At 68.0% G+C, this 20,568-nt stretch carries 20 protein-coding genes; 2 read left to right on the top strand and 18 right to left on the bottom strand.

The window, feature by feature from the left end:
* The 4 genes from crtI to idi are packed head-to-tail and all read right to left on the bottom strand — an operon-like array spanning position 1 to position 4,038.
* Positions 1-1,557, bottom strand: coding sequence for a phytoene desaturase family protein (crtI, locus tag ACXKZF_RS09610; protein WP_488984064.1), 1,557 nt, complete (start codon positions 1,555-1,557; stop codon positions 1-3).
* Entirely contained in the window at positions 1,554-2,423 is an 870-nt protein-coding gene (locus ACXKZF_RS09605; protein ID WP_488984063.1) for a phytoene/squalene synthase family protein, read from the bottom strand. Before ACXKZF_RS09605 ends, crtI begins: the two co-directional genes overlap by 4 nt.
* Complete coding sequence (locus ACXKZF_RS09600; RefSeq protein WP_488984062.1) at positions 2,420-3,490, bottom strand: polyprenyl synthetase family protein; 1,071 nt, start codon at positions 3,488-3,490, stop codon at positions 2,420-2,422. The genes ACXKZF_RS09605 and ACXKZF_RS09600 overlap by 4 nt, the downstream gene beginning before the upstream one ends.
* A complete protein-coding gene (idi, locus tag ACXKZF_RS09595; protein ID WP_055953760.1) occupies positions 3,487-4,038 on the bottom strand; it encodes an isopentenyl-diphosphate Delta-isomerase in 552 nt (183 codons plus the stop codon). The genes ACXKZF_RS09600 and idi overlap by 4 nt, the downstream gene beginning before the upstream one ends.
* A gap of 63 nt (positions 4,039-4,101) precedes the next feature.
* Between idi and ACXKZF_RS09590 the strand changes: the two genes are divergently transcribed.
* The gene (locus ACXKZF_RS09590; RefSeq protein WP_488984061.1) at positions 4,102-4,581 is read left to right on the top strand and encodes a MarR family winged helix-turn-helix transcriptional regulator; all 480 of its coding nucleotides are present in this window, start codon (positions 4,102-4,104) and stop codon (positions 4,579-4,581) included.
* A gap of 21 nt (positions 4,582-4,602) precedes the next feature.
* Here the strand turns inward: ACXKZF_RS09590 and ACXKZF_RS09585 are convergent, their stop codons facing one another.
* The 9 genes from ACXKZF_RS09585 to ACXKZF_RS09545 all read right to left on the bottom strand — a co-directional run bounded on the left by ACXKZF_RS09585 (position 4,603) and on the right by ACXKZF_RS09545 (position 14,302).
* A complete protein-coding gene (locus ACXKZF_RS09585; protein WP_488984060.1) occupies positions 4,603-5,259 on the bottom strand; it encodes a formylglycine-generating enzyme family protein in 657 nt (218 codons plus the stop codon).
* 131 nt (positions 5,260-5,390) lie between these two features.
* Positions 5,391-5,642, bottom strand: a complete 252-nt coding sequence (locus ACXKZF_RS09580; protein WP_488984059.1) for a hypothetical protein — start codon at positions 5,640-5,642, stop codon at positions 5,391-5,393.
* A 457-nt stretch (positions 5,643-6,099) separates the two neighbouring features.
* Complete coding sequence (locus ACXKZF_RS09575; RefSeq protein WP_488984058.1) at positions 6,100-7,527, bottom strand: O-antigen polymerase; 1,428 nt, start codon at positions 7,525-7,527, stop codon at positions 6,100-6,102.
* A 173-nt stretch (positions 7,528-7,700) separates the two neighbouring features.
* Positions 7,701-8,618, bottom strand: coding sequence for an SMP-30/gluconolactonase/LRE family protein (locus ACXKZF_RS09570; protein WP_488984057.1), 918 nt, complete (start codon positions 8,616-8,618; stop codon positions 7,701-7,703).
* Between the two features lie 49 nt (positions 8,619-8,667).
* Positions 8,668-9,156 (bottom strand): cupin domain-containing protein, encoded by a 489-nt coding sequence (locus ACXKZF_RS09565; RefSeq protein WP_055953772.1) that lies wholly within the window; start codon positions 9,154-9,156, stop codon positions 8,668-8,670.
* A gap of 120 nt (positions 9,157-9,276) precedes the next feature.
* Positions 9,277-9,855 (bottom strand): hypothetical protein, encoded by a 579-nt coding sequence (locus ACXKZF_RS09560; RefSeq protein ID WP_488984056.1) that lies wholly within the window; start codon positions 9,853-9,855, stop codon positions 9,277-9,279.
* A gap of 218 nt (positions 9,856-10,073) precedes the next feature.
* On the bottom strand, positions 10,074-11,831 hold the full coding sequence (locus ACXKZF_RS09555) for a DUF4012 domain-containing protein (protein WP_488984055.1): 1,758 nt from the start codon (positions 11,829-11,831) through the stop codon (positions 10,074-10,076).
* A gap of 125 nt (positions 11,832-11,956) precedes the next feature.
* Positions 11,957-13,474: a tyrosine-protein kinase domain-containing protein gene (locus ACXKZF_RS09550; protein WP_488985984.1), complete on the bottom strand. Its 1,518-nt coding sequence runs from the start codon at positions 13,472-13,474 to the stop codon at positions 11,957-11,959.
* Positions 13,475-13,573: 99 nt separating this feature from the next.
* Positions 13,574-14,302 carry an arsenate reductase/protein-tyrosine-phosphatase family protein gene (locus ACXKZF_RS09545; protein ID WP_488984054.1) on the bottom strand — a complete coding sequence of 243 codons (729 nt, stop codon included), beginning with the start codon at positions 14,300-14,302 and terminating at the stop codon, positions 13,574-13,576.
* Between the two features lie 41 nt (positions 14,303-14,343).
* Here ACXKZF_RS09545 and ACXKZF_RS09540 point away from each other — a divergent pair, with 41 nt between their 5' ends.
* A complete protein-coding gene (locus ACXKZF_RS09540) occupies positions 14,344-15,159 on the top strand; it encodes a CPBP family intramembrane glutamic endopeptidase (protein ID WP_488984053.1) in 816 nt (271 codons plus the stop codon).
* Between the two features lie 164 nt (positions 15,160-15,323).
* Here the strand turns inward: ACXKZF_RS09540 and ACXKZF_RS09535 are convergent, their stop codons facing one another.
* Genes ACXKZF_RS09535 through ACXKZF_RS09515 form a run of 5 tightly spaced genes read right to left on the bottom strand, consistent with a single transcriptional unit; the run spans position 15,324 to position 20,547 of the window.
* On the bottom strand, positions 15,324-16,661 hold the full coding sequence (locus ACXKZF_RS09535; protein ID WP_488984052.1) for an oligosaccharide flippase family protein: 1,338 nt from the start codon (positions 16,659-16,661) through the stop codon (positions 15,324-15,326).
* Position 16,662: 1 nt separating this feature from the next.
* Positions 16,663-17,667, bottom strand: coding sequence for a hypothetical protein (locus ACXKZF_RS09530; RefSeq protein WP_488984051.1), 1,005 nt, complete (start codon positions 17,665-17,667; stop codon positions 16,663-16,665).
* Complete coding sequence (locus ACXKZF_RS09525; RefSeq protein ID WP_488984050.1) at positions 17,664-18,857, bottom strand: glycosyltransferase family 4 protein; 1,194 nt, start codon at positions 18,855-18,857, stop codon at positions 17,664-17,666. Before ACXKZF_RS09525 ends, ACXKZF_RS09530 begins: the two co-directional genes overlap by 4 nt.
* Positions 18,854-19,975 carry a glycosyltransferase gene (locus tag ACXKZF_RS09520; RefSeq protein WP_488984049.1) on the bottom strand — a complete coding sequence of 374 codons (1,122 nt, stop codon included), beginning with the start codon at positions 19,973-19,975 and terminating at the stop codon, positions 18,854-18,856. Before ACXKZF_RS09520 ends, ACXKZF_RS09525 begins: the two co-directional genes overlap by 4 nt.
* Positions 19,972-20,547, bottom strand: coding sequence for an LbetaH domain-containing protein (locus ACXKZF_RS09515; protein ID WP_488984048.1), 576 nt, complete (start codon positions 20,545-20,547; stop codon positions 19,972-19,974). Before ACXKZF_RS09515 ends, ACXKZF_RS09520 begins: the two co-directional genes overlap by 4 nt.
* Positions 20,548-20,568: the final 21 nt, after the last annotated feature.

Raw genomic sequence — 20,568 nt, 5'->3', positions numbered from 1 at the left:
TCAGACCGCCGCGCGGACGGGCTCTGCGAGGGGGCCGGCGGAAGTGTCGCCCGTCAGGCGCTTGACGACGAGCTCGGCCGAGATGAGGCACATCGGCAGGCCGATGCCCGGGAGCACAGACGTTCCCGCGTAGAACAGGTTCTTCACCTTGCGCGAGCGGTTCTTTGGGCGGAAGATCGCGCTCTGGGTCAGCGTGTGGGCCAGTCCGAGCGAGTTGCCGTGCCAGGCGTGCAGGTCGTTCGCGAAGTCCTCGGGTGCGATCGTCTTGCGCACGACGATGCGTTCGGCGAGATCCGGGATGCCGGTCCACTCGGCGATCTGGGCGATGACTCGATCAGCGGCCTTCTCGATGCGCTCATCGCCGGCGCCCGAGACGCCGCCGCGCCCGCTGTCGGGGTCGGCGGGAACGGGGACCAGGACGAAGAGGTTCTCGTGGCCCTCGGGCGCCACCGAGTCGTCGCTCGCGCTCGGACGGCAGATGTAGATCGACGCGGGGTCGGGGATCATCTTGTTCTCCCCGAAGATCGCGTCGAAGTTGGTGTGCCAGTCGTCCGTGAACAGCAGGGTGTGGTGGGTGAGCTGGGGCAGTTCGCCCTTGACGCCGAGCAGCAGCAGAAGGGCACCAGGGCTCGGAACCTTGTCCTTCCACCACTTCTCGGGGTACTGGCGGTCCTTCTGCTCGAGCAGGTCGTTCTCGGTGTGGTGCAGGTCCGCGCCCGAGACCACGGCATCCGCCGAGATGACGCGTCCGTCGGCCAGACGCACGCCGCGCGCGACACCGGATTCGGTGATGATGGCATCCACCGGGGTCGAGGTCTCGATGCGTACGCCGCGCTCGCGCGCGAGCTTCTCGATCGCGGTGATGATCTCGGTCATGCCGCCCTTGGGGTAGAGCACGCCGTCACCCAGGTCGAGGTGGCTCATGAGGTGGTACAGGCTCGGCACCTCGAAGGGGGACCCACCGAGGAACACCGCCGGGTAGGCGAGGATCTGCTGCAGGCGGGTGTTCTTGAAGTCGGTGGTCACGCGGTTCCACAGCGTCCGCGTGAGCAGCGGGATGAGCGTGGGCAGGCGCTTCACGAGCGCCGGGTCGCGCAGTCCCTTCGTCGACGAGTACGGGTCGTACAGGAACTTCGACGTCGAGAGCTCGTACGCGTCCTTCGCGGAGTCGAGGTAGGCGTCGATGTTGTCGCCCGAGCCCGGCTCGTGCTCCTCGAACAGCGCGCGCACGGCCTCTCGTCCCGAGACGATGTCGATCGGCTCGCCCTTTCCGGGAGGGCCGTAGACGCGGTAGGCCGGGTCGAGGCGCACCAGGTCGAGCTGCTCCGCGGCGCTCGTGCCGAGCAGCCGGAAGAAATGGTCGAACACCTCGGGCATGAGGTACCAGCTGGGGCCGGTATCGAAGCGGAATCCGTCGCTCTCCCACGAGCCTGCGCGACCGCCCAGGGCGTCGCGGGCCTCGAAGAGCTGGACGTCGTGTCCGCGGTCGGCGAGGAGGGCTGCTGTGCCGAGTCCGGCGATTCCGCCTCCGACGACGACGATGCGCTGGGCGCTCATGAGCGGGAACCTTTCGGAGGACGCCCGAGAAGGGCGCGGGCGGCGAGGGTGGCTTTGACACCGTCGGGGACGCGGACGCGGGGAGCGCCGGCGGGGGAGGAGCGAAGGCGGCGCGACAGCTCGGCGAACAGGTCGTGCGCGGTGGTGACGGCGGCGCGGCAATCGGGCGGCAGGTGCGGGATGACGGATGCCGCGGCGGCGAGGTCGGCGTCGATCCGGTCGAGCACGGCGGTGCGCCGCTCGTCGTCGGCCGCGCCGTCGAGGTAGTCGCGGCCGAGGCGGTCGGCGTCATCGGCGAGATCGCGCAGGAAGTTGACGTCTTGGAACGCCGCCCCCAGTCGCCGGGCGCCGTCGACGAGGTCGGCCGCGGGACGGGCGGGGGCCGACATCCCGGCGTTGAGGAACACCTGCAGGCACATCAGCCCGACGACCTCCGCCGAGCCGTAGACGTACTCGTCGTGCGAGAGGTCGTCGTGGGTCGCGGTGTCGATGTCGGTGCGCATCGAGGCGAAGAACGGGGCGATCAGGTCTGCGCCGATGCCGCACTCGCGGGCGGTACGGGCGAACGCGTGCACGACGAGGTTGGCACTGAAGCCGGAGGCGATGGCATCCATCACCTCGGTCTCGAGTCCGTCGAGTACCGCGCGCTCGCGCTCGGGGGTGAGGCCGGCGTCGTGGGCGGGACCGTCCACGATCTCGTCGGCGACGCGCACCAGTGCGTAGACGTTGCGCACGTGCGGGCGCGGGCGGGCACCCAGCAGACGTGTGGCGACGCCGAACGACGTGGAGTACCGGTTTATCACCGCGGCCGCAGCGTCGTCGGCCGTCTGCGAATAGAGTTCGAGTCCCGTGTGGGCGTTGCTCACGGAACGCGCTCCGCCACGGTGTCGACGAGGTCGAGCAGCATGGCCTTGCACGCCGAGGGCAGCATTGCTCCTTCGACGATCATCGTGGCTTCTTCGAGCGTCTCGTAGACCATGCGCTCGAGGGCCTTCCGCGCTCCTGAGGCCGACAGCGCGGCCTGCGCGGCGCGGATGGCCACGGGACCGGTGTGGGCCTGTGCGAGCGCGAGGCTCACCTCGGGCCAGTCCTCGGTCTCGCGGGCGAGGGAGATCAGGTGCGTCTTCTTCGCTTCGCGCAGGTCGCAGCCCTCGTCCTTGCCGGAGACGGCGGGGGTGCCGAAGGCGCCGATGAGGTCGTCGATGAGTTGGTAGGCGAGTCCCAGGCGTTCGCCGAAGCGTTCGAGGGCGTGGAGCGCCGCTTCACTTGCGCCGGCCATCACGGCGCCGGCCTGCAGGGGAGCCGAGAACGAGTAGACGGCGGTCTTGTCGCGCGTGGCCGCCAGGACGGTCATCGCATCGACGTCGCCCGCGGAGACGGCGTTCTCGACGTCGGCGAGCTCGCCCGCGGCCGAGACGATCACGGCATCCTCCACGAGACGAAGGAGTTCGGCGCGCATGGCCGCCGGCACGTCGGCCAGGGCGACGAGTCGCCCCGCCTCGTGCAGAAGCATGTCACCGGCGAGGATTCCCGCGGCGTTTCCGAGCAGCGCGGCACCGGCTTCGTCGGCGCCTCTCTCGAGGCCGCGTTGGCGGAATTCGCCCCCGATGTTCGGGATGCCGCGGCGCTCGAGGTCGTGGTCGATCACGTCGTCGTGCACGACGAAGGCCGTGTGCAGGAGTTCGAAGGCCGCGGCGACCTGCCAGAGTGCCGAGAGCGCGACGGCGTCACCGTCGAGGGTGTCGTAGGCGGCGGCGACCAGCAGGGGACGGAAGCGCTTGCCCCCGGTGGTGGCGCGGCGGATGGCGGATGCCAGGGCACGCGCGCCGTCGCCCAGCGGCCCGACGCGGTACTCCAGGCGTTCGAGGGCTGTTTCGATCGCGTCTTCGATCTCTTGCCGTGCAGTGGGGGCAGAGGGGACGGCGACGATCACGATGCTCTCCTCACGGCGGGTAGAGCGTCGAACAACGCAAGCTGCTCGGCCTGCATGACCAGCCAGGGGCTGAACGCCCAGGGCGTGGCGGCGAGCGAAGCGGCGAGGTCGAGGGGGTCCACCCAGCGGTACTCGGCGACCTCGTCGGGGTGGGGCTGCGGGTCCTCATCGGTGCGGGCAACGTAGACGGGGCAGATCTCGTGCTCGACGATGCCGCTCGCGTCGACGGCGCGGTAGCGGAAATGAGGGAGGGCGAGTTCGAGATCGCGCACACGGAGCCCGACCTCGAATCCGGCACGGCGATGGACGGCCGCGATCATGGGTTCGCCCGGGGCGGGGTGTCCGCAGAACGAGTTGGTCCACACGCCCGGCCAGGTCTTCTTGTGCAGCGCGCGCCGGGTGACCAGCACCTGGCCGTCGCCGTTGACGACGTGACACGAGAACGCGAGGTGCAACGGGGTGTCGGTATCGTGCACACTCGCCTTGGGCGCCGTGCCGATCTCGCCTCCGAAGTCGTCCAGGAGGACGACATACTCGGTCTCGCTCATCGTGCCTCCTGTTTGCTAGTTTAGCTAGCGATGTGAGCCTGACTATACCCAGGCGGAAAGGGGGTGTCCACCGTGACCAGCCCCGTGTCGACCTCTGCTAGCCGACCCCGTGTCGTCGAGTCGCTGCGCGCCATCCAGATGCTGAGCGACGCCCTCGATCGCATGCACAGCGGCATGAAGGGCGACATGGACATGAACGCCAGCGACCTCGCGACGCTGCGCATGCTGACCATCCGCGAGCATCGCGGGCAGATGGTCAGTCCGCACGACGTGGCCGCTCATCTGCGTATCTCGACAGCCTCCACCACCAAGCTCATCGACCGTCTGGTGGCGTCGGGCCACCTCGAGCGTCGCCCGCACCCCTCCGACGGTCGTGCGCGCGTCGTCGTGCTCACCGACAAGTCGCGACGGGAGTTCTTCCAGCACTTCGGCGTTCGTCTCGGCGCCATGCGCGAGATCGCCGACCGCTTCGACGACACCCAGCTGGCCACCGTCACGCGCTTCATGGACGAACTCACCGAGGCCATCGCGACCGACGACTGACGGGGCGCCGTGCGCGACCCCCTACCGTCGCGGCGCCGGCCCTCGCGCCACGCGCACGCCGACGTCGTCGAACCCCTCCCGCGGCCGCCCTCCCCGACGCGCCGTCGCCCGCACCAGCGCCGGGGCATCCGACCAGCCGCCGCCCCGGAACGCGCGGGCGTCGCCGTCGCCCTCGGGGTCGTAGGCGTCCATGCACCATTCCCAGACGTTGCCGAGCGTGTCGAACAGGCCGTGGAGGTTGGGCAGGCGCGCGCCGACCTCCGACGGGTGACCCACCCCGTCGGCAGCAGTCCACGCCACGTCACGCACCGGCCCGTAGGCCGCCGAGACCGACCCCGCGCGGCACGCGTACTCCCACTCGTCGTCGGTGGGCAGGCGGAAGCCGTCGGCCTCGGCATCCCCGTCGACGACCTCGCCGTCGAAGGAGTACACCGGGTCGAGCCCCTCCCACTCGCTCAGCGCGTTGCAGAGGCGGATGGCGCGCAGCCAACTCACGTTGACAGCGGGGCGTCTGGGGTGTCGGGAAGGGATGCCGAGTAGTTCGGCCACCTGCTCCTCGGTGACGGGGTAGACGCCGATCTCGAACGCCTCGACGACGATCTCCCGACGCTCAGTCCCGCGCAGATCTCCCCGCAGCACGCGGCCCGCGGGGATCGTCGCCATTTCCACGTCAGTCAACGTTGCTCACCACTCACCGGTCAGGGAGTTCCGCCGGCGGCGTGGGGCCCCGCGAAGACTCGATGACTAAGGGTGACGCATAGTGCCGGCGGAAATGCCCAGGGTGACATCCGCGGCTTTTCGTGTAGTCGTCAGGAACGGACGAGGTCCGCCATGGCACGCGTGCCCGCGTCTTCTGTCGGCCGCGCCGCGAAGACGGGTGAAGACAGGTCCTCGGTGTCGAGGTCGGCGTACTCGTGGGCGGCAGAGCAGTACGACCTCTGCCCGCGCCATACGGCGCGGCTGGGTCGGAGGGTCTCTCCACAGGTCTCGCAGCAGACGACGGGACTACCGAACACAGACGTGTTCACGGCGTCTCGCACGCGCATCAGCACGTTCTTCATGTGGCTCTCCTCGCTACCCGGCCCGACGCCCCGCGATGTCCGTGACGGAGCGGGCCCACGACCGACGTTACGGGTCACGCACAGGGGGGGATGAGCGGCTTGGGGATTTCCTCGGGGGATCTTGCGGTACGGCCGCTCTCCTTCAGAAAACCCTGCGCCGGCGTCGAACAACGGTCCCGTCGGCGCAGGGGATCCTTCCGGCGGTCGACGTCGACCCCCTCCAGCGCCCTATGCCAGCTGGACCATCCACAGGTCGCTGTCGCCGGTGACGAACAAGCGCTTCTCGTCGGTGTCGAAGGTGCAGTTGCTCACGACGGCATCCACCGTCCCAAAGGCCAGAGCGGGTGCCGAGCGTCGTGCCGTCCTAGCTGCAGGCGATGATGCCCCTGCGGTGTCTACCGTCTGTGGGCCCCCGGTCGTCCACTGGAGTGAAGTGAATGTGCCTCGACTCGGCGCTTTACCGTGAGGTCACTGTCGGCCAGTTTGCAGCTCGTCGGGACGGAGGGCTCTTGGTCCCGGTCGACCGCGTCACGAAGAACCAGGCGAAGAGGATGACTGCGAGGTTCGCTGCTGCTTGCAAGAGCGAACCTCGTAACAGCATCACCATGTAGAACGGGATAACGCAGCCGAGCACGGTGGGGACTCCGTCGATCTGAATTCGCTGCTCGCTTCGGGCATCCCATCGGCGCATTCCGAAGCCAAGGATGAGCGCTCCGAGGATGACACCGACCCATCCGGCGTTGATGTAGAGCTCGGCGGGGAGCGGTGCCGAGAGATTCGTGAACCCATACCCCTTCGCTTCACCGAGGAGGATGCCGGTATCCACGGGCTTTCCCGGCCAGACTGACCGCGGCACCCAAAAGAGTAGGACTCCCAAGAGCTGGTTGCCGTAGGCGAGCCCGTTCATCTCAACCCACCACGCGGTGTTGATCGTCTGCGAGAAGGCGTCAAAGTCGCCACCCGTCAGTGAGTCGAGGGACCCGGCCGACCGGATCGTGGTGGTGCTTCGACGGAACGAGTCGAGGATGGGTAGTAAAACGACGAGCGCCGCGATCCCCGCCACCGAGATCACGCGGTAGACGCGCATCCTGCTGAACGCCCCGAGCGTCGCGATCAGCGACAACGCCACCGTCATGAAGAGGAATCGTGGCGAGCCGATCGGGTTGACGATGACGAGCAGGAGAACCATCGAGATCGAGAGCAGGATAAACGGCCTCTTGTCTCGGCGCGCCTTCTGTTCACGACGTATCTGCAACTGAGCGACAACGGTGACCAGGAGCCCCAACGTGACCAGGGCCGAGAGGATTGTGCGGGAAGCCTCATCTGACAAAGCACCGGAGAGCGCCGCGCCGCGATCAGTGCGGTTGGTGAACAAGGTGCTGAAACCAATTGCGGCGATGTAGCTGAGAGCGAGCACTACCAGAACGACGCTGACTGCTCCCGTGCGACGCGGATCGACGACACGGCGCGGAACCTGTTCGAGGAGGTCCGCATGGGGCTTCCCCATCGTGCTGCCGAGGATGAGCGCTAATTCTGTGGCAATGATGATCCCGAAGGCGGTGCTGTCGAAGGAGTGATCCACGTTGGGAGTCGTGGAGGGGTCGACGTTGGTCATTCGCTGCACGAGCGGTGCCAGCCCGCCGAAGACGTAGAAGAACATCCACGCCGTCATCTCGAACGGGTGGCGTGTGCGAGACCCGACAATCCACACGAATCGAGCCCCAGCGATCACCGTAGAGATCAATGCGGGCATCCACACCGACGAGTCAGTCGACGCACTTGTCGTTCCGACCACGACGAGCGGCACGATCGCACACAGCACAAGCGCAATTACCGTAGCGAGGAATGGTGCGGGCAGCGTTTCACCGGCGTTGAGCGGTCTCATTCTTGCCACGTAGTCAATCCTCCCACGGTCGCGTTTCCCCCGCGTGTCGGATGTCGATACTTTCGACCGCAATTGCGTCAAGCTGCGCAATCAGAGGTCATCGTCAATGAGCCTCTTCAGACACTCGGCCTGTGGATCTCACCCACGTCGAGTCATATTGCCAGCCCGGGGGCTCACGTCAGCTGCACCATCCACAAATCGCTGTCGCCGGTGACGAACAAGCGCTTCTCGTCGGTGTCGAAGGTGCAGTTGCTCACGACGTGCGGGGTGGGTATGACGCCCAGGCGTCGTCCCGTCTCGTCAACGATGACGACCCCCGCCTCGCTCGAGATCCAGAGCCAGTCGCGGCTGTCGACGACGAAGCCGTCCGGGATTCCGGCATCCACTGTCGCGAAGGTGCGCGGGGTGCCGAGCGTCACGCCGTCCCAGCTGCAGGCGACGACGCGGGGGAGTCCCGCCGCGTTGGACTCGGCGACGTAGAGCGTGCGCTCATCGCGGCTGAAGGCCAGACCGTTGGGTTGGTCGAGATCGATCATGCGCTGCAGGCTCTCGCCCTCGCGCCAGCGGTAGACGCTCTGGTGCGGGAGGGCGGGGTCGGCGGGATACCCTTCGCGCGGGTCGGAGATGCCGTAGGTGGGGTCGGTGAACCAGATCGCCCCGTCGGATGCCACCACGAGGTCGTTGGGCGAGTTGAGCGGCTCGCCCTCGAAGGCGTCGACGAGCAGCACGGTGCCGGTCGCGTCTGTACGGCTGATTCCGCGGCGACCGTGCTCGGCCTGGACGAGGCGGCCCTCGGCATCCATGGTGTTGCCGTTGGCGAAATTCGACCGGTCGCGCACCGTGACGATGCTGCCGTCTTCGCGCCAGGCGAGCGTGCGACGGCCGATCACATCGCTGAAGACGAGGGAACGCTCCTCCGGCCACCACACGGGGCCTTCGGCCCATGTGGCGTCGGCGTAGAGCGACAACAGGCGCGATGACGGCGGCAGGACGGCCGCGAGACGCTCGTCCCAGACGCGGGGCCGGGCGATCTCGACCTGCTCGGGGGACCGCGGGTGCTGCAGGATCTGACCGTCGAGGGGGAGGGGCATCCGCCCAGTCAATCCGGTCGGCATGGGAGCGGAGAGCGGGTTGACGTGTTCAGCCGAACGGGTGCGGTGTCGGGGCGCCGGGGGAAGAGGTGAACTGCACGAGCATCTGCCAGCAGGGTTCGTCGCCCACGGTGCCCGAGAGATGCCCGCGGTCGCCGTCGATCTCCGCGGTGTCGACGTCCTGTCCGAAATGGATGTCTCCGGGACCCATCTCGACCCGCGCGCCATCTTGCGTCGCGAGGAACCAGCGCCCGCGCAGCGGAATGACCCACTGAGGATGAGGAGATGGATGCCAGTCCCCGACCCAGCCGACGGGGAGCACCGCGAAGAGCACCGCGGCCACCTCGCCCGGGAAAGGACGCATCCACTGCGGGTCGGCCCCGCCTCCGACGCTCTGCAGTCCGAAGCCGCGCATGATCGACTCGTCGAGTCGGCTCCTCCCGTCGAGCCCGGTCCACATGTGCACGAAGGGCAGCGTCGGCGGAGTATCGGCGTCGCGGCCGTCGTCGTCGAGAGGTGCGGTGGTGGTCGTGTCCATGTGACGAGTCAATCTGCGAAACGGCCCACGGACGGAGGGTTGACGGACGGGCCGCCCGGAACAACGCCGAAGGGCGTCGCCGACTTCCGTCGGCGACGCCCTCGAGGAACGCGTGAGGCGTCAGGCCTTGCTGCGGCGGTTGCGGCGTGCCGTCGCGGCGACCGCGACAGTCGCGCCGGCGAGGACGAGGGCGCCACCGCCGACCCAGAAGCCGAGGAGCGAGTTCGCGTCCATACCCGTCACAGCCAACGAGCCGCTTCCGCCGGTGCTACCGCCGGCGTTCGTCGTGCCGCCGACGCTCGTGCCGCCACCGACCGATGCGCCGCCGCCGGACGCGCCGCCGCCGGACGCGAGAGGACCGGAGGCGGTGAGGCTGTAGGAGCCCACCTGCGGGTCGGGAAGGGTGACGTCGGCCGCGGCGGAGCCGGACGCGTCGGCGACCTTGGTGACCGAGGCGGCGGTCACCTGCTGACCCGCGGTGGCGATGTTGGCGCCGGTCACGCCCACGCCCACGAGGGTGAAGGTGACCTGGGATCCGGCTTCGTATCCGGCGAAGCCGTACGAGCCGTCCTCCGTGACCGTGATGGTCTGCGAACCGGGGGCGGTGGGGACGTAAGCCTGGGCGACCACGGGGGTCGCGACGAGCAGTGCGCCGGCGAGGGCGAGCGAAGCGCCGGCTTTTGCGAGGGTGAGTTTCATGAATGTCTGCTTTCGAATTCGGGCAACCAGGGATAGGTGGTCCGCGTTCGTGCTATCCCGTAACGACGCAAGGGGAGGACAACAATGATGCGGGAATGTACTGACTGAAAGACCATCCTGAGTATTGCTTAGGCGCTTCATGGACGCAAGCTGAAAGCATTTCCGAGACATTAATTTTCGGGATCGCTTCCGCGGACGGCACTGAACGCCCACCGGCGTCACTGCAGGACGGCGCCCGCCGCGCCCGTGCACTCGGCGCGAACGGTGGGGCTCAGGGTCGAATCCGCCGTGGGAGTCAGGAGGGCTTCGGCTTCGGTCGCCGTCGAGACGGCCGACGCGGTGATCTCGATCTGAGCCGTCGCCTGAGGCGCCACGGTTGCGCCGATGGTGAGAACCTCGCGCCCATCGAGGGTCGAACGCGTGAACTCGGTGCCGGACGAGGTCGTCGTCGCGACCGGGGTCCACCCCTCGGGGAGATAGACGTCGGTGACCACGGTGGCGACACCGGGCGCGGTTCCGTACACGCCGTTGCCCGTCACGTAGGCGGGCAGCGAGGTCGATGCGTCCGCCGGAGCCGTATTCGAGAGGGTGAGGGTCAGCGTCACCTCGCGCGCGGAGGCGTCCCCCGAGGTCCGGCAGGATCCCCAGCGAAGGTCGGCCTTCGGCGCGATGTGATAGCTCATCTTCGATCCGGTGCCGTCGTTGAGGTAGACGCCGAATCGTGCGGTTCGCCCGTCACTCGCCGGCAGCTGCCCGGCGAGCGTCGTCCCCTCGATCACGGATTGCTCCGTCGCTTCCGCCGCCCACACCAGCACCCGGCGTTCCTCGACTCCTCGGGCGAGGGCGGCGATCAACCCCGGCGTGGAGCCCTGCCCCTCCCGGAGGGCCTCGAAGACAGCCCCCGTGGCGCCCGCGAAGAACGCGTCCTGCGCGGCCGGATCGGCGTAGCGCCGGTACGTGTCGTCCAGCAGGAGCGAAACGGCATTGTCGCCCGTGAGCGATTCACCGTCGGGCAGCGCGACCGGGCCGGTGGCCTCGAGCAGATACGACAGCACCACCGGGTCCACGGCCATCACCCCGTCGACCTCACGCCCGGTCTGCTGGCGGTACATCTCCCGAGCCAGCGGACCGTCCGTCGGGAAGTCCGGGATCTGCGTGAGGTTGTGGAAGTACCGCGCGGGTCGTGTCTCGTAGATCTTCTGGATATCGGACGGAAGCTCGACCACGGGCCCCGAGATCCCCCGCGACAGCGATGTCGCCGAATGCGTCTCGACCAGCGAGAGGGCGCCGCGATCAGCGCTGAGCTCGATCGCGGTGCCGGAGACGCCGCCGAGCGAGCGCCACTCGGCGTTGTTCTGCACGAGCAGCAAATAGGTGCGGGGGCCGTCCTGGCCCAGCATCGAGGGAAGCAGCTCGGTCGCCCGCCGGAGGGCGTCGACAGCGCTGGACGCCGTGTCGAAGGTCGATCGAGCCTGGTCGACGGCGGTCGCGACCGCTCCGACGAGTGGCGTCGGGTCGATGGCGTCGATGTCCGCTGCGGCGCCGGTCGCCGCGTCGGCGGCCGACCGTGCGGGGACGGTCAGGGTGCTCAGCGCCGTGGTGTCGAGTCGGCCGTCGTGCGGACGGAGATCATCGAGCGAGACGTCCCGCGCGGCGATTGCGAGCGGCAGGAGGCTGTCAGCGAACAGCCGGTCCGACGCGGACGCGATGGTCGCGAAAGCCGCCAACTGCGGGCCGATCCACGGGGTGATCTCCGCGACCGCCCAGACGGGGTCGGATGTCAGGTCATGCGCCGCGCTCGCCTCCGTGGCCAGCTGCTCGAGGGCTGGGGTCGCCTGGGCCGGATCGGAGGCGACGGATGCCGCGGCCGTCGGCGCGAGGGAGCGGATCGCCGAGAGGTGCTGGTACGCCAGGGCGCCGCGCACGCCCACCCACGCGGCGATCGCCACGGCGAGCAGGAGCAGTCCCCCGACCACCCAGCCCGCGATGCGGCCCGCTCGCCCTGACAGCGGTCGCGAGGTTCTACCCCGCGCGCCGCCCGCGCCCTTCGCGTCCGTTCCTCGCATGCGTGCGCCCGGGCGGCGCATCGACGTCGCTGACGTCACTCGGTTCGCTGCGCTTCGCGAGTCGCTCGCCGCGAGAACCCACCCGCTTCGTCCTGGGCGCGCTCCGCCTCGTCGCGTCGTTCCGAGATGCCGGGGGCCGCGGCCGCTGTCCGTCGGGGCCACTTCTTCTTGGCGGGGGTGTCCAAGCGGTAGCCGTTTCCGTACCCGCCGTAGCCGTACCCGTAGGCGGAGTAGTACGAGTCGGGCCCGCGGGTGGGAACCATCGACATGACGAAGCCCGCGAGCTTCGCACCGACCGTGTTGAGTGCTTCCGTGGAGCCGGCGAGCTGGTGCTTCGTGGCACGACCGGCCGAGACGACCATGATGGCTCCACTGGTCAACCGCGCCAGGATGGCGGCATCCGTCACCGGCAGCAGAGGGGGAGCGTCGCAGAGGACGACGTCGAAGTCCTCCTCGAGCGCCGAGAGGAACGACCCCATCTTGTGTGAGCCGAGCAGCTCGCTCGGGTTCGGCGGGATCTTGCCGGCCGGGAGCACGAACAGGCTGCGGCCGCCCCAGGGGAGCATCACGTCGTCGACCGCTGCGCGGCCGATGAGCACGTCGGTGAGACCCACGCCGCCCTCGATACCCAGATAGTCGGCCACGGTGGGCTTGCGCAGGTCGGCGTCGATCAGCGCGACCCGCTTTCCGGCGTCCGCGAGGGCAATGGCGAGGTTGATCGTGGTCGTCGACTTTCCTTCGCTCGCGATCGAGCTCGTGACGACGAAGCTCGAGCGACCGCCCATGTCGAGGAACTGCAGGTTCGTGCGCAGCGCTCGGAACGATTCGGCGCGCGGGCTGAGGGGATCGGCGTGAACGATGAGCGGGCGCTCCCGGGCTTTCACGTCGTAGGCGATGGCGCCGATCGCGGGTGCCTTGGTGATGGTCTCCGCTTCGCGCAGGGTTCGTACCTTGTTGTCGAGACTGGTGCGAAGCGCCGCCACCCCCAGGCCGAGGACGAGTCCCGCGATCAGACCGATCGCCAGGTTGAGCGGCGTATTCGGACTCGACGGCGAGAGGGCCGGCTGCGCCTCGCTCACCCGGCTCAGGCGGACGGGGCTGGAGCCGTCGTTGGATTCGGGCTCGAGCTGGGGGACGACCGACGACAAGCTCGACGCGATCGCGTTGGCGAGGGACGCCGCGCGCGTTGCGTCGGGGTCTGCCACCGTGATGGTGATCAGGGTGGAGTTGAGGGCCGCGGTGGCGGTGACGCGTCCCGCGAGCGCCGCCGGGGTCGTCGAGACGTCGAGTTGCTCGATCACGGGGTCGAGCACGATGGGCGTGCGGACGAGTCCCACGTAGGTGTTGATGCGGGCCTGCGTGAAGCTCGACCCCTGTTGCAGTTCGGCTGCCGTGCCGCCGGCTTGAGTGGAGACGAAGATCGTGCTGGATGACTCGTAGATCGGAGTCCGCGTGAGGGTGAATACCGTTGTCGCGCTCAGCCCGATGAGCGTCAGCGCGACGATGGCGATCCAATTCTTGCGAAGGATCCGGATGTAATCGCTGAGCTCCATCATGCCTTTCGACGACGCGTTTCGGCCCAGGAAATCACCTGCGCAATGAACACCAGTGTGACATATCGAATGTTACGGATGGACGCATTCCGCGTCGCTTCATCTCCCGCGGAGATCCCGTCTCGTCGGGGGCGTCGCCGCACTGCGGGAATCGACGGCGCCGGCGTCCATCCCCGGGCAGGGGCGACCTTCGACACGACTCCGGTCGACGTCCCCCGGAGCTTCCCCGACGGCGAGGCGCACGAGCCGCTCCACGACCTCGAGCCCGGGGTCGAGCTGAACGGCCGACGCGCGATACGTCGCCAGCGAGCGACCGTAGGGGTCGATGACGTCGTCGTCCTCCGGGGCGGCGGGAGAGGCGACGAGCCCGCGTCGAGCCCGGAGCCCCGCCATCATGGCGGCGAACCTCGCCCGCTGCGGGTCCGTGGCATCGTCGTCGCCGGCCGCGGCGATCGCCGCGAGCTCGTGATCGTCGATGCCCTCGATCGCCCGGACGAGCTCTCGGGCGGTGAACGTCATCCGCAGGCGTGAAGGATCCATCTCGACTACGGCGCGACGGTGCTCGCGTGTCATCGCGATGATCAAGTCGACGTGCTGCAGGTGGGTCGGCGTCAGGAACCGGGCGCGGTGACCATGCGCGACGGCTGCGGGGACACCGCGCTCCACGGCGAGGTCGATGGCCTCTTCCGTCATGAGGGCACCGTCGCGGGCGCGCGTGCCGGCGCTCGCGAACCGTACCTCCACGTCGCCCGTTCGAGCTCCGAGGGTCAGAGCGGCAAGCGGCGATCGGCAGATGTTGCCGGTGCACACGGTGAGGACATTCAGCACGTTTCCCCCTCGGATCGGTGAATGGTCGATACCGTGAGGGGGTGACAGATCAGCGTCGTCGTTCGACTCGGTCGATTCCTCGTCCCTTGTGGAGCGCCGAGCCGGGCGTTCTCCCACCCTCGGAGCGGGCGATCGACGCGCGGGGTTCGGCACGTGGCCTGAGCGACTGGAGGTCGCGGCCTCGAAGCGCCCGGACGGGCGACGGTCAGCTCCTTCTTCTCGCGCTCATCGCCGCCGTCACCGGAGTCCTTCTGTCCAAGGTGCTGCCCTCCACGGGTTCGCCCTGGGCGTCGGTGGCATCCCTCCTGCCGCTGTGGCTCGGGCTGGCCGCGCCCGCGGCGCTGTTTCTCTCGCGCGCCCGTCCGAAGGGCCTGTTGCGGTTCCGCGCGACGGACCTCGTCTGGGGCGTCGGGCTCGGTCTGGCCCTGCGATTGGTGCAGGGCGTGCTGGAGCGCGCCGACCTGCAGCCGTTCCCGATCGTGCAGACCGTCGGCGGGCCGTTCTCGATCGGATGGTGGCTCGAGCAGGTCGTCGCTTCGGGCGTCGTCGCACCCGTGGTGGAGGAGTTCTTCTTCCGTGCGGTCGTCCTCGTGACGATCTACCGATTGCTGCGGCGCGAGATCGGCGCGGTGGCCGCGGGAGCGGCCGCGCTCCTGTGCTCGGCGGGTGCCTTCGTGCTGCTCCATGAGACGTTCGCGCTCCTTTCCGTGTCCTCGGCCGTCCAACTCTTTCTCGTCGGCTCGCTGTGCGCGGCGGTCGTACTCCTCACCGGAAGAATTTGGGGCGCCGTGATTGCACACGTCATCTACAACGTCACCTTCCTCACGCTGAGCGTCGTCGGAAGCCTTCTGCGCTGATTCGGCGAACGGGACCTTCCTCGCACGCCCGATCTGTGCGGCGTACCCACGGACCGATGTCGCGCACTCGCCCGCTGCGTCACGCAACTGTCCACCGCCCGCGCATCGGAAGACGACGCTGTCGGCCGTTTGGCGCGCCGCGCGCGCGTGAGGACTGCGGTGCCTCACGCGCGTTTCCGACGTGCGCGCGCCGCGATCAGGGCTCCCGCCGAAGAGACGGCCAAGGCGGACACGAGGACGATGGTCCAACCGGGCTGGGGGAGGAAAGACGCCCAGCCGATGAGCAGGCTCATGACCAGCGCGGGTAGCAGAGTCCCCAGAAGAGAGAGAGGACGCGCCGATCTCAGCAGCCAGGCGGCTCTGACGAGTCCGAACAGCACCTTCCAGAGCGCCACAGCGCTAACGAGGAGAAGCAGGTCGCCCGTGAAGGAGACTAGGGCTGCGACCGCGGTGCCTACGGTGTCGACGGCGTTGAAGGCTGTCCCCTGCCACCAACGGTTGTTCGCCTGCTGAAGCCCGTCCAGGATCGGACTCATCATCCGCACCGCCAGGCTCGCCAGAAGAACGACGACGGCAGGAGCGGCGGCCGCCCAATCCTCGCCCAGAACCGAGCCCATCAGAGGAGTGAGGAGTGAGACCAGCGCGGCGAGACCGGACACGGCGAAAACGAACAGCCGGCATAATTCCATGCTGAGGGGGACACGACGCTCCGGCGCCTCGCGAGAGAGGGAGCTCAACGCGACGCGCGCCAGTGGGACCGACACGAGCCCGCTCAGGCCCAGGCTCACCTGGTACGCCAGGAAGTAGAGTCCGAGCACTTCCGCGCTCGCGCCGAACTGGGCGACGATGAAGCCCACCTGGATCGGCAGAGTGACGAAAAGGGAGTTCACACCCCACATGAATCGGGTGCTTCGAGCGACGCTCCGGGCCGACTCTGACTCCGCCGCAGTGAGCGCCGGCAGCCGACGGAGGATGAGAACATCCATCAGAACATAGAAGACGACGGTCGACACGGCGAACGCCAGCGGAGAGGCGAAGAGGGCCGCGATGACGACACCCACAAGGATCTTCGCACCGGCCGCGATGATCTGGGCGGTGACGACGTTGGCGTACACCTTGTACTTGACGCCGGTTGAATACATCAATTCGGCGTCGCCAATGAGAGGAATGCTGAGGGCCGAAACCGCGGCAAGAGCGGCGACCATCGTGTTGCCGTCGATCCAGTACAACGCCGCAATGATCGCGCCGCTGCCCGCCAGCACTGAATTCACCCGCAAAGTCGCTCTTCGCGCCTGCGTGAAAGTCCCGCCTTGTCCGCTCAGGTAGCCGTTGACCTCCCCAAAGTTCGCGAGTCCCGTCAGAACCGAGATCACCGACGTGGCCGCGGCCCAGTACCCAAAGTCGGTCGGTGTCAGCCAGACGGCCAAGAGGAGCTGACCGACGGCGGCGAGAGCGCGGGCGACAGCCGTGCCGACAGAGAGTTTGAGGATCCCTCCGAGCAAGTCAGTGTCCCGCCGTGCTCACCAGGCGCACGTTGGCGACCCCGGTGAGCGAGCGTCGGTAGACGCCGCCAAGCTTGAAGTAGCCCGCTTCGACCATCGTGACGTTCTTGCCCATGATCGCCGCGGGTAGTGCCACATGCAGACGGTCGGTGATGACAGACTCGGCGCGAAGGAGCATGCTCCGGTACTCATCGAAGGTCGAGAACTGCCTCGCGCTAATATCGATGCACGCTGCGTCCTCGAGCGTGGAGCCGGCACGCGAGGCCAGACGTTCGGCCGCTGCTCGGTTTCGCGAGCGTCGCGCGTACCGCGAGGCCGCCGTGTAGAGGGGACCGTACGGGATCTTCGCGGCGATCGCGTGCAACACCGGATGTGCAGAACTCGTGCCCTCGCGCCCGACGGACTCGTGCATGGATGATGCCTCCCGGTCGATGCGCGCGGCAACGAGACGCGATATCGGGCGTTTGGTGGTCGACCCGAGGATGGCTGGAACGAACGTGTGGCCGGACGCGACGACATCGTGGTCGAGCACGACCTCCACGCCCCGGTTCAGGAGCGGTGCTGCCCAATTCTCATCCAGATGCGCGCGGGATTCGTCTTCCCGGAGGAACAGCAGCGTCGGTGCCACACGCCCTTCGAACATGAAGCTGGGATCCGTGCGGGGGAAGTACACGGAGGACGGGAAGATGACCAGAGGAACGTCCTCGTACCCCTTCAGCCGCTCTGCGAGGAATTTCGGGAAGGCATAGACCTCCAGCAGTGCCCCCGACGGGGGGACGATGACGACGTCCGGGGCGGAATCGACGACTTCGATGCCCAGCTGGTTGAGAATCCGGTAGAAGACCGCGTGCATGAGATCGTCGCCGTTGTTGCCGAGGGGCCGGCCCGCCGAGTCTGCTGTGGAGATGACAACGGCGCGCGATCCCTCCCACTTCCTCAGACGGGCGGTCAGGGCATGGAGTGTCGGGAACGAGGCGTTGTCCTGGGTGGGTGGCGTGGTGGTCATCGGGTCGTTCTCTCAATCTGGTGGACGTACTGATCGGCGACAACCCTGGGGTCGAGATGTTCCGATGCGAACGCGCGTGCGCTCTGAGAAGCGGTCGTCCACGCACCAGCGTGGTCGAAGTCCAGAACCGCGTCGACGATGTCGTCGGTCCGCGCCCGAACGACTCGACCGGCACCGGCTCTGTGGACGTATTCAGCCATCGACCCGACGTCGGTGACGATGACGGGCTTGCCCATCGCGAACGCCTCCATCAGCGAACCAGGCAGGCCCTCCCGCTCGGATGGCAGCACGAGGATATCGAAGCGCTCGAACGCGGGCAGGATCTCGTTCTGGAACCCGTGAAAATGAACCTGATCTTCTACCTGCAGGTCCGCGGCGAGGCCACGGAGTCGGTGTTCCATTGCGAGCGAAGCGAACGGTCCGAAGAAGTGAACCTCGCTCGCTCGGCCCATGTCGCGAAGGGCGGCGGCTGCCTCGACGAGCAGGTGAGGGTTCTTCAACGGGCCAAGCTTCCCCACGAATCCCAGCCGCACCGGGCCACGTGGGTCGGGTGAGCTCGGGCCATCGGCAATCATCCGAGGATCCACGGGGTTGGAGAGTCGGGCGATCCGATGCTCCTCCAGGCCCGCCCGCGCGAGCTCTCGCGCGATGCCGCTCGACAGGGCGAACCCAGAACGGGCTCGCGTGGCGACGCGTCGCGCGATCCATCGCTTGGCAGAGGAGTGCTGTAGCCCGCCCAGGTCGCCGTCCTCCAGAACGGGCAGCATCACGACGGTGCCCCGCCGAGCGAACAGTGAGGGAAAGAGGTTGGTCAGGTAGGTGCCCTGCAGGTGGACGACATCCACCGACCTGCGGTAGCGAATGACCCAGAAGGCCGCGCTCAGCATCCACCGTATTTGTGCCACTCGGCCGAACTCATGCGATCGCATGGCGGGGATAGCATGATGCGCCCAATCGGGGGTGCGGTCCACCCCTCTGTCGCGGTGAACCAGTGTGACGCGAATATCTGGATGCCGCGCTGAGATCTCGGACCACATGCGGTTCATGAACGTCAGTGGCCCGCTGTACCCACCCGCGGCGCCCCAGGGAGAGAGCAGGAGAACACGTGATTGCGTCGCACCGACCGAGCCAATTCGGGCGACCGCGGTGCGCTGCAGAACAAAACGTCTGCGGACCGCCCCGGTGGTCACGCGACCATCCCCGCCGCGGCGCGATACTCCGAGACGAGTTCACGAGCGACGTCCTGCACGTCGAGCTCGGAACGGATGTACGCCAGCCCGCCGCCGCGCAGCGCATCCGCTGTCTCACGGTTCTGGTGCGCAAGGTAGGTCGCCTCGGCGAGTTCGTCGGGGCTGCCGTCGGTGATCAAGGCGGCGCCGTGGCGTTCGCAGTCCGCGGCGATGCCGAGCGAAGACGTTGTGACGACGGGCGTCCCCGCCGAGAACGATTCGAGGATCGACATGGGGAAGACCTCGTCGACGGCCGGCAGGACGTACACACGGGCGTCCGACATGGCGGCGAAGGTCTGCGTGGGCGGGAGCGCACCGATCCAGCGGATACGATCTCCCAGTCCTGCCTCCGCGATAGCCCGGGTCACCGTTTCGGCCTCACCCTCGTCGGGTCCCACGAGAACGAAAGAGGTGTGGGGGAGCCGCGTGGCGAGGAGCTGTGCCATCTGCACGAAGGCGACGGGACGCTTGCGCTTATGCAGTCGGGCGAGGAAGAGCACGGTGTCGGTGCGCTCGTCCAACGATGTCACGTCCCGCGATTCGATTCCGTTGCGGATGGAGGTCAATCTCTGCGGCTCGGAGATCGCGGCGAGGTCCTTCTCTTCAGCGGCCGTGAGGAGGAGCCAGCTGCGCGACCCCGCGAGCGCTCGGCGCGTGGCAAGCCGGTCGAGGACCGTGGCGAGCACTTTATCGGACCGGTCGATCATGCCGTGGGACTGCGTGACGTACGGGATCCCCAGATGCGCGAACAGCAAGGCTGCGGGGAGCGTCGCCAGATCGCGGGCCAGGTGGATGTGCGCGATGTCGAACTCGTGGGCCTGTGACTTCAACGCCGCCCGCAGACCGCGGGGCCAGAGTGTCGCGAAGCCACCGAAAGGGGCCAGCTTTCGCACGGGGAAGGTCCGCAGGCGATAGCCGTCCTGACGCGTGTCCGTCTCTTCCCCGGCCGGTGTGCCGGCGAACACGGTGACCTCGTGGCCGAGCTCGACGAGGGCCTTCGCCTGTCCCAGGGCGACGCGGGTCGGGCCGCCGAACGCGCCGTCGGCGGAGGTGAAGGTGACGACGTGGGCGATCTTCACGAGCGTCGACCACCCTCGAGGACGCGATCCGCCACGTAGGCCAGGGGATTGCCGCCCCAGATCTCACCGGCCGGCACGGGGCGGCCGTCGACGACGCTGAGAGGGGTGATCACGCAGTTGCGGCCGATCCGCGCCCCGCCGAGGATCACGCAGCGCGAGGTCACCCACGCGCCGTCCTCGATGTGCACCGGCCGGGTGATGAGGGCCATGTCGCGCCGGTGGGCGTGGCTGCCGGCGGTGACGAACGTCTCCTGCGAGACCACGACGTCGTGCCCGATGTGGATGTCGTCCTGGTTGTGGAACCAGACCCCCTCGCCGATCCAGGAGCGATCGCCGACGTGCAGATTCCACGGGAATTTGACACGGGTGCGGGGCCGGAAAATGACGCCCTGGCCAATGCGAGCACCGAAAGCGCGCAGGACGGAAATGCGGACGGCTGAGCTGATCTGCCATGGATTAGTGACGAAAAGCAACTCGCAGATCGCCCAAAGATACACCTTCCAGGTGGGCTGGTCCCACGCAGCACGTTCCCCAGGGGCTTTCGAAAGATCGATCACCGGGCTGCTGTTCATGCCGCCCCTTTCTTGGTCGGT

Source organism: Microbacterium sp. ABR10, from assembly GCF_057812175.1.
Note: the sequence above shows the minus strand (reverse complement) of the source record. Positions and strands in the feature narration are given on the sequence as shown.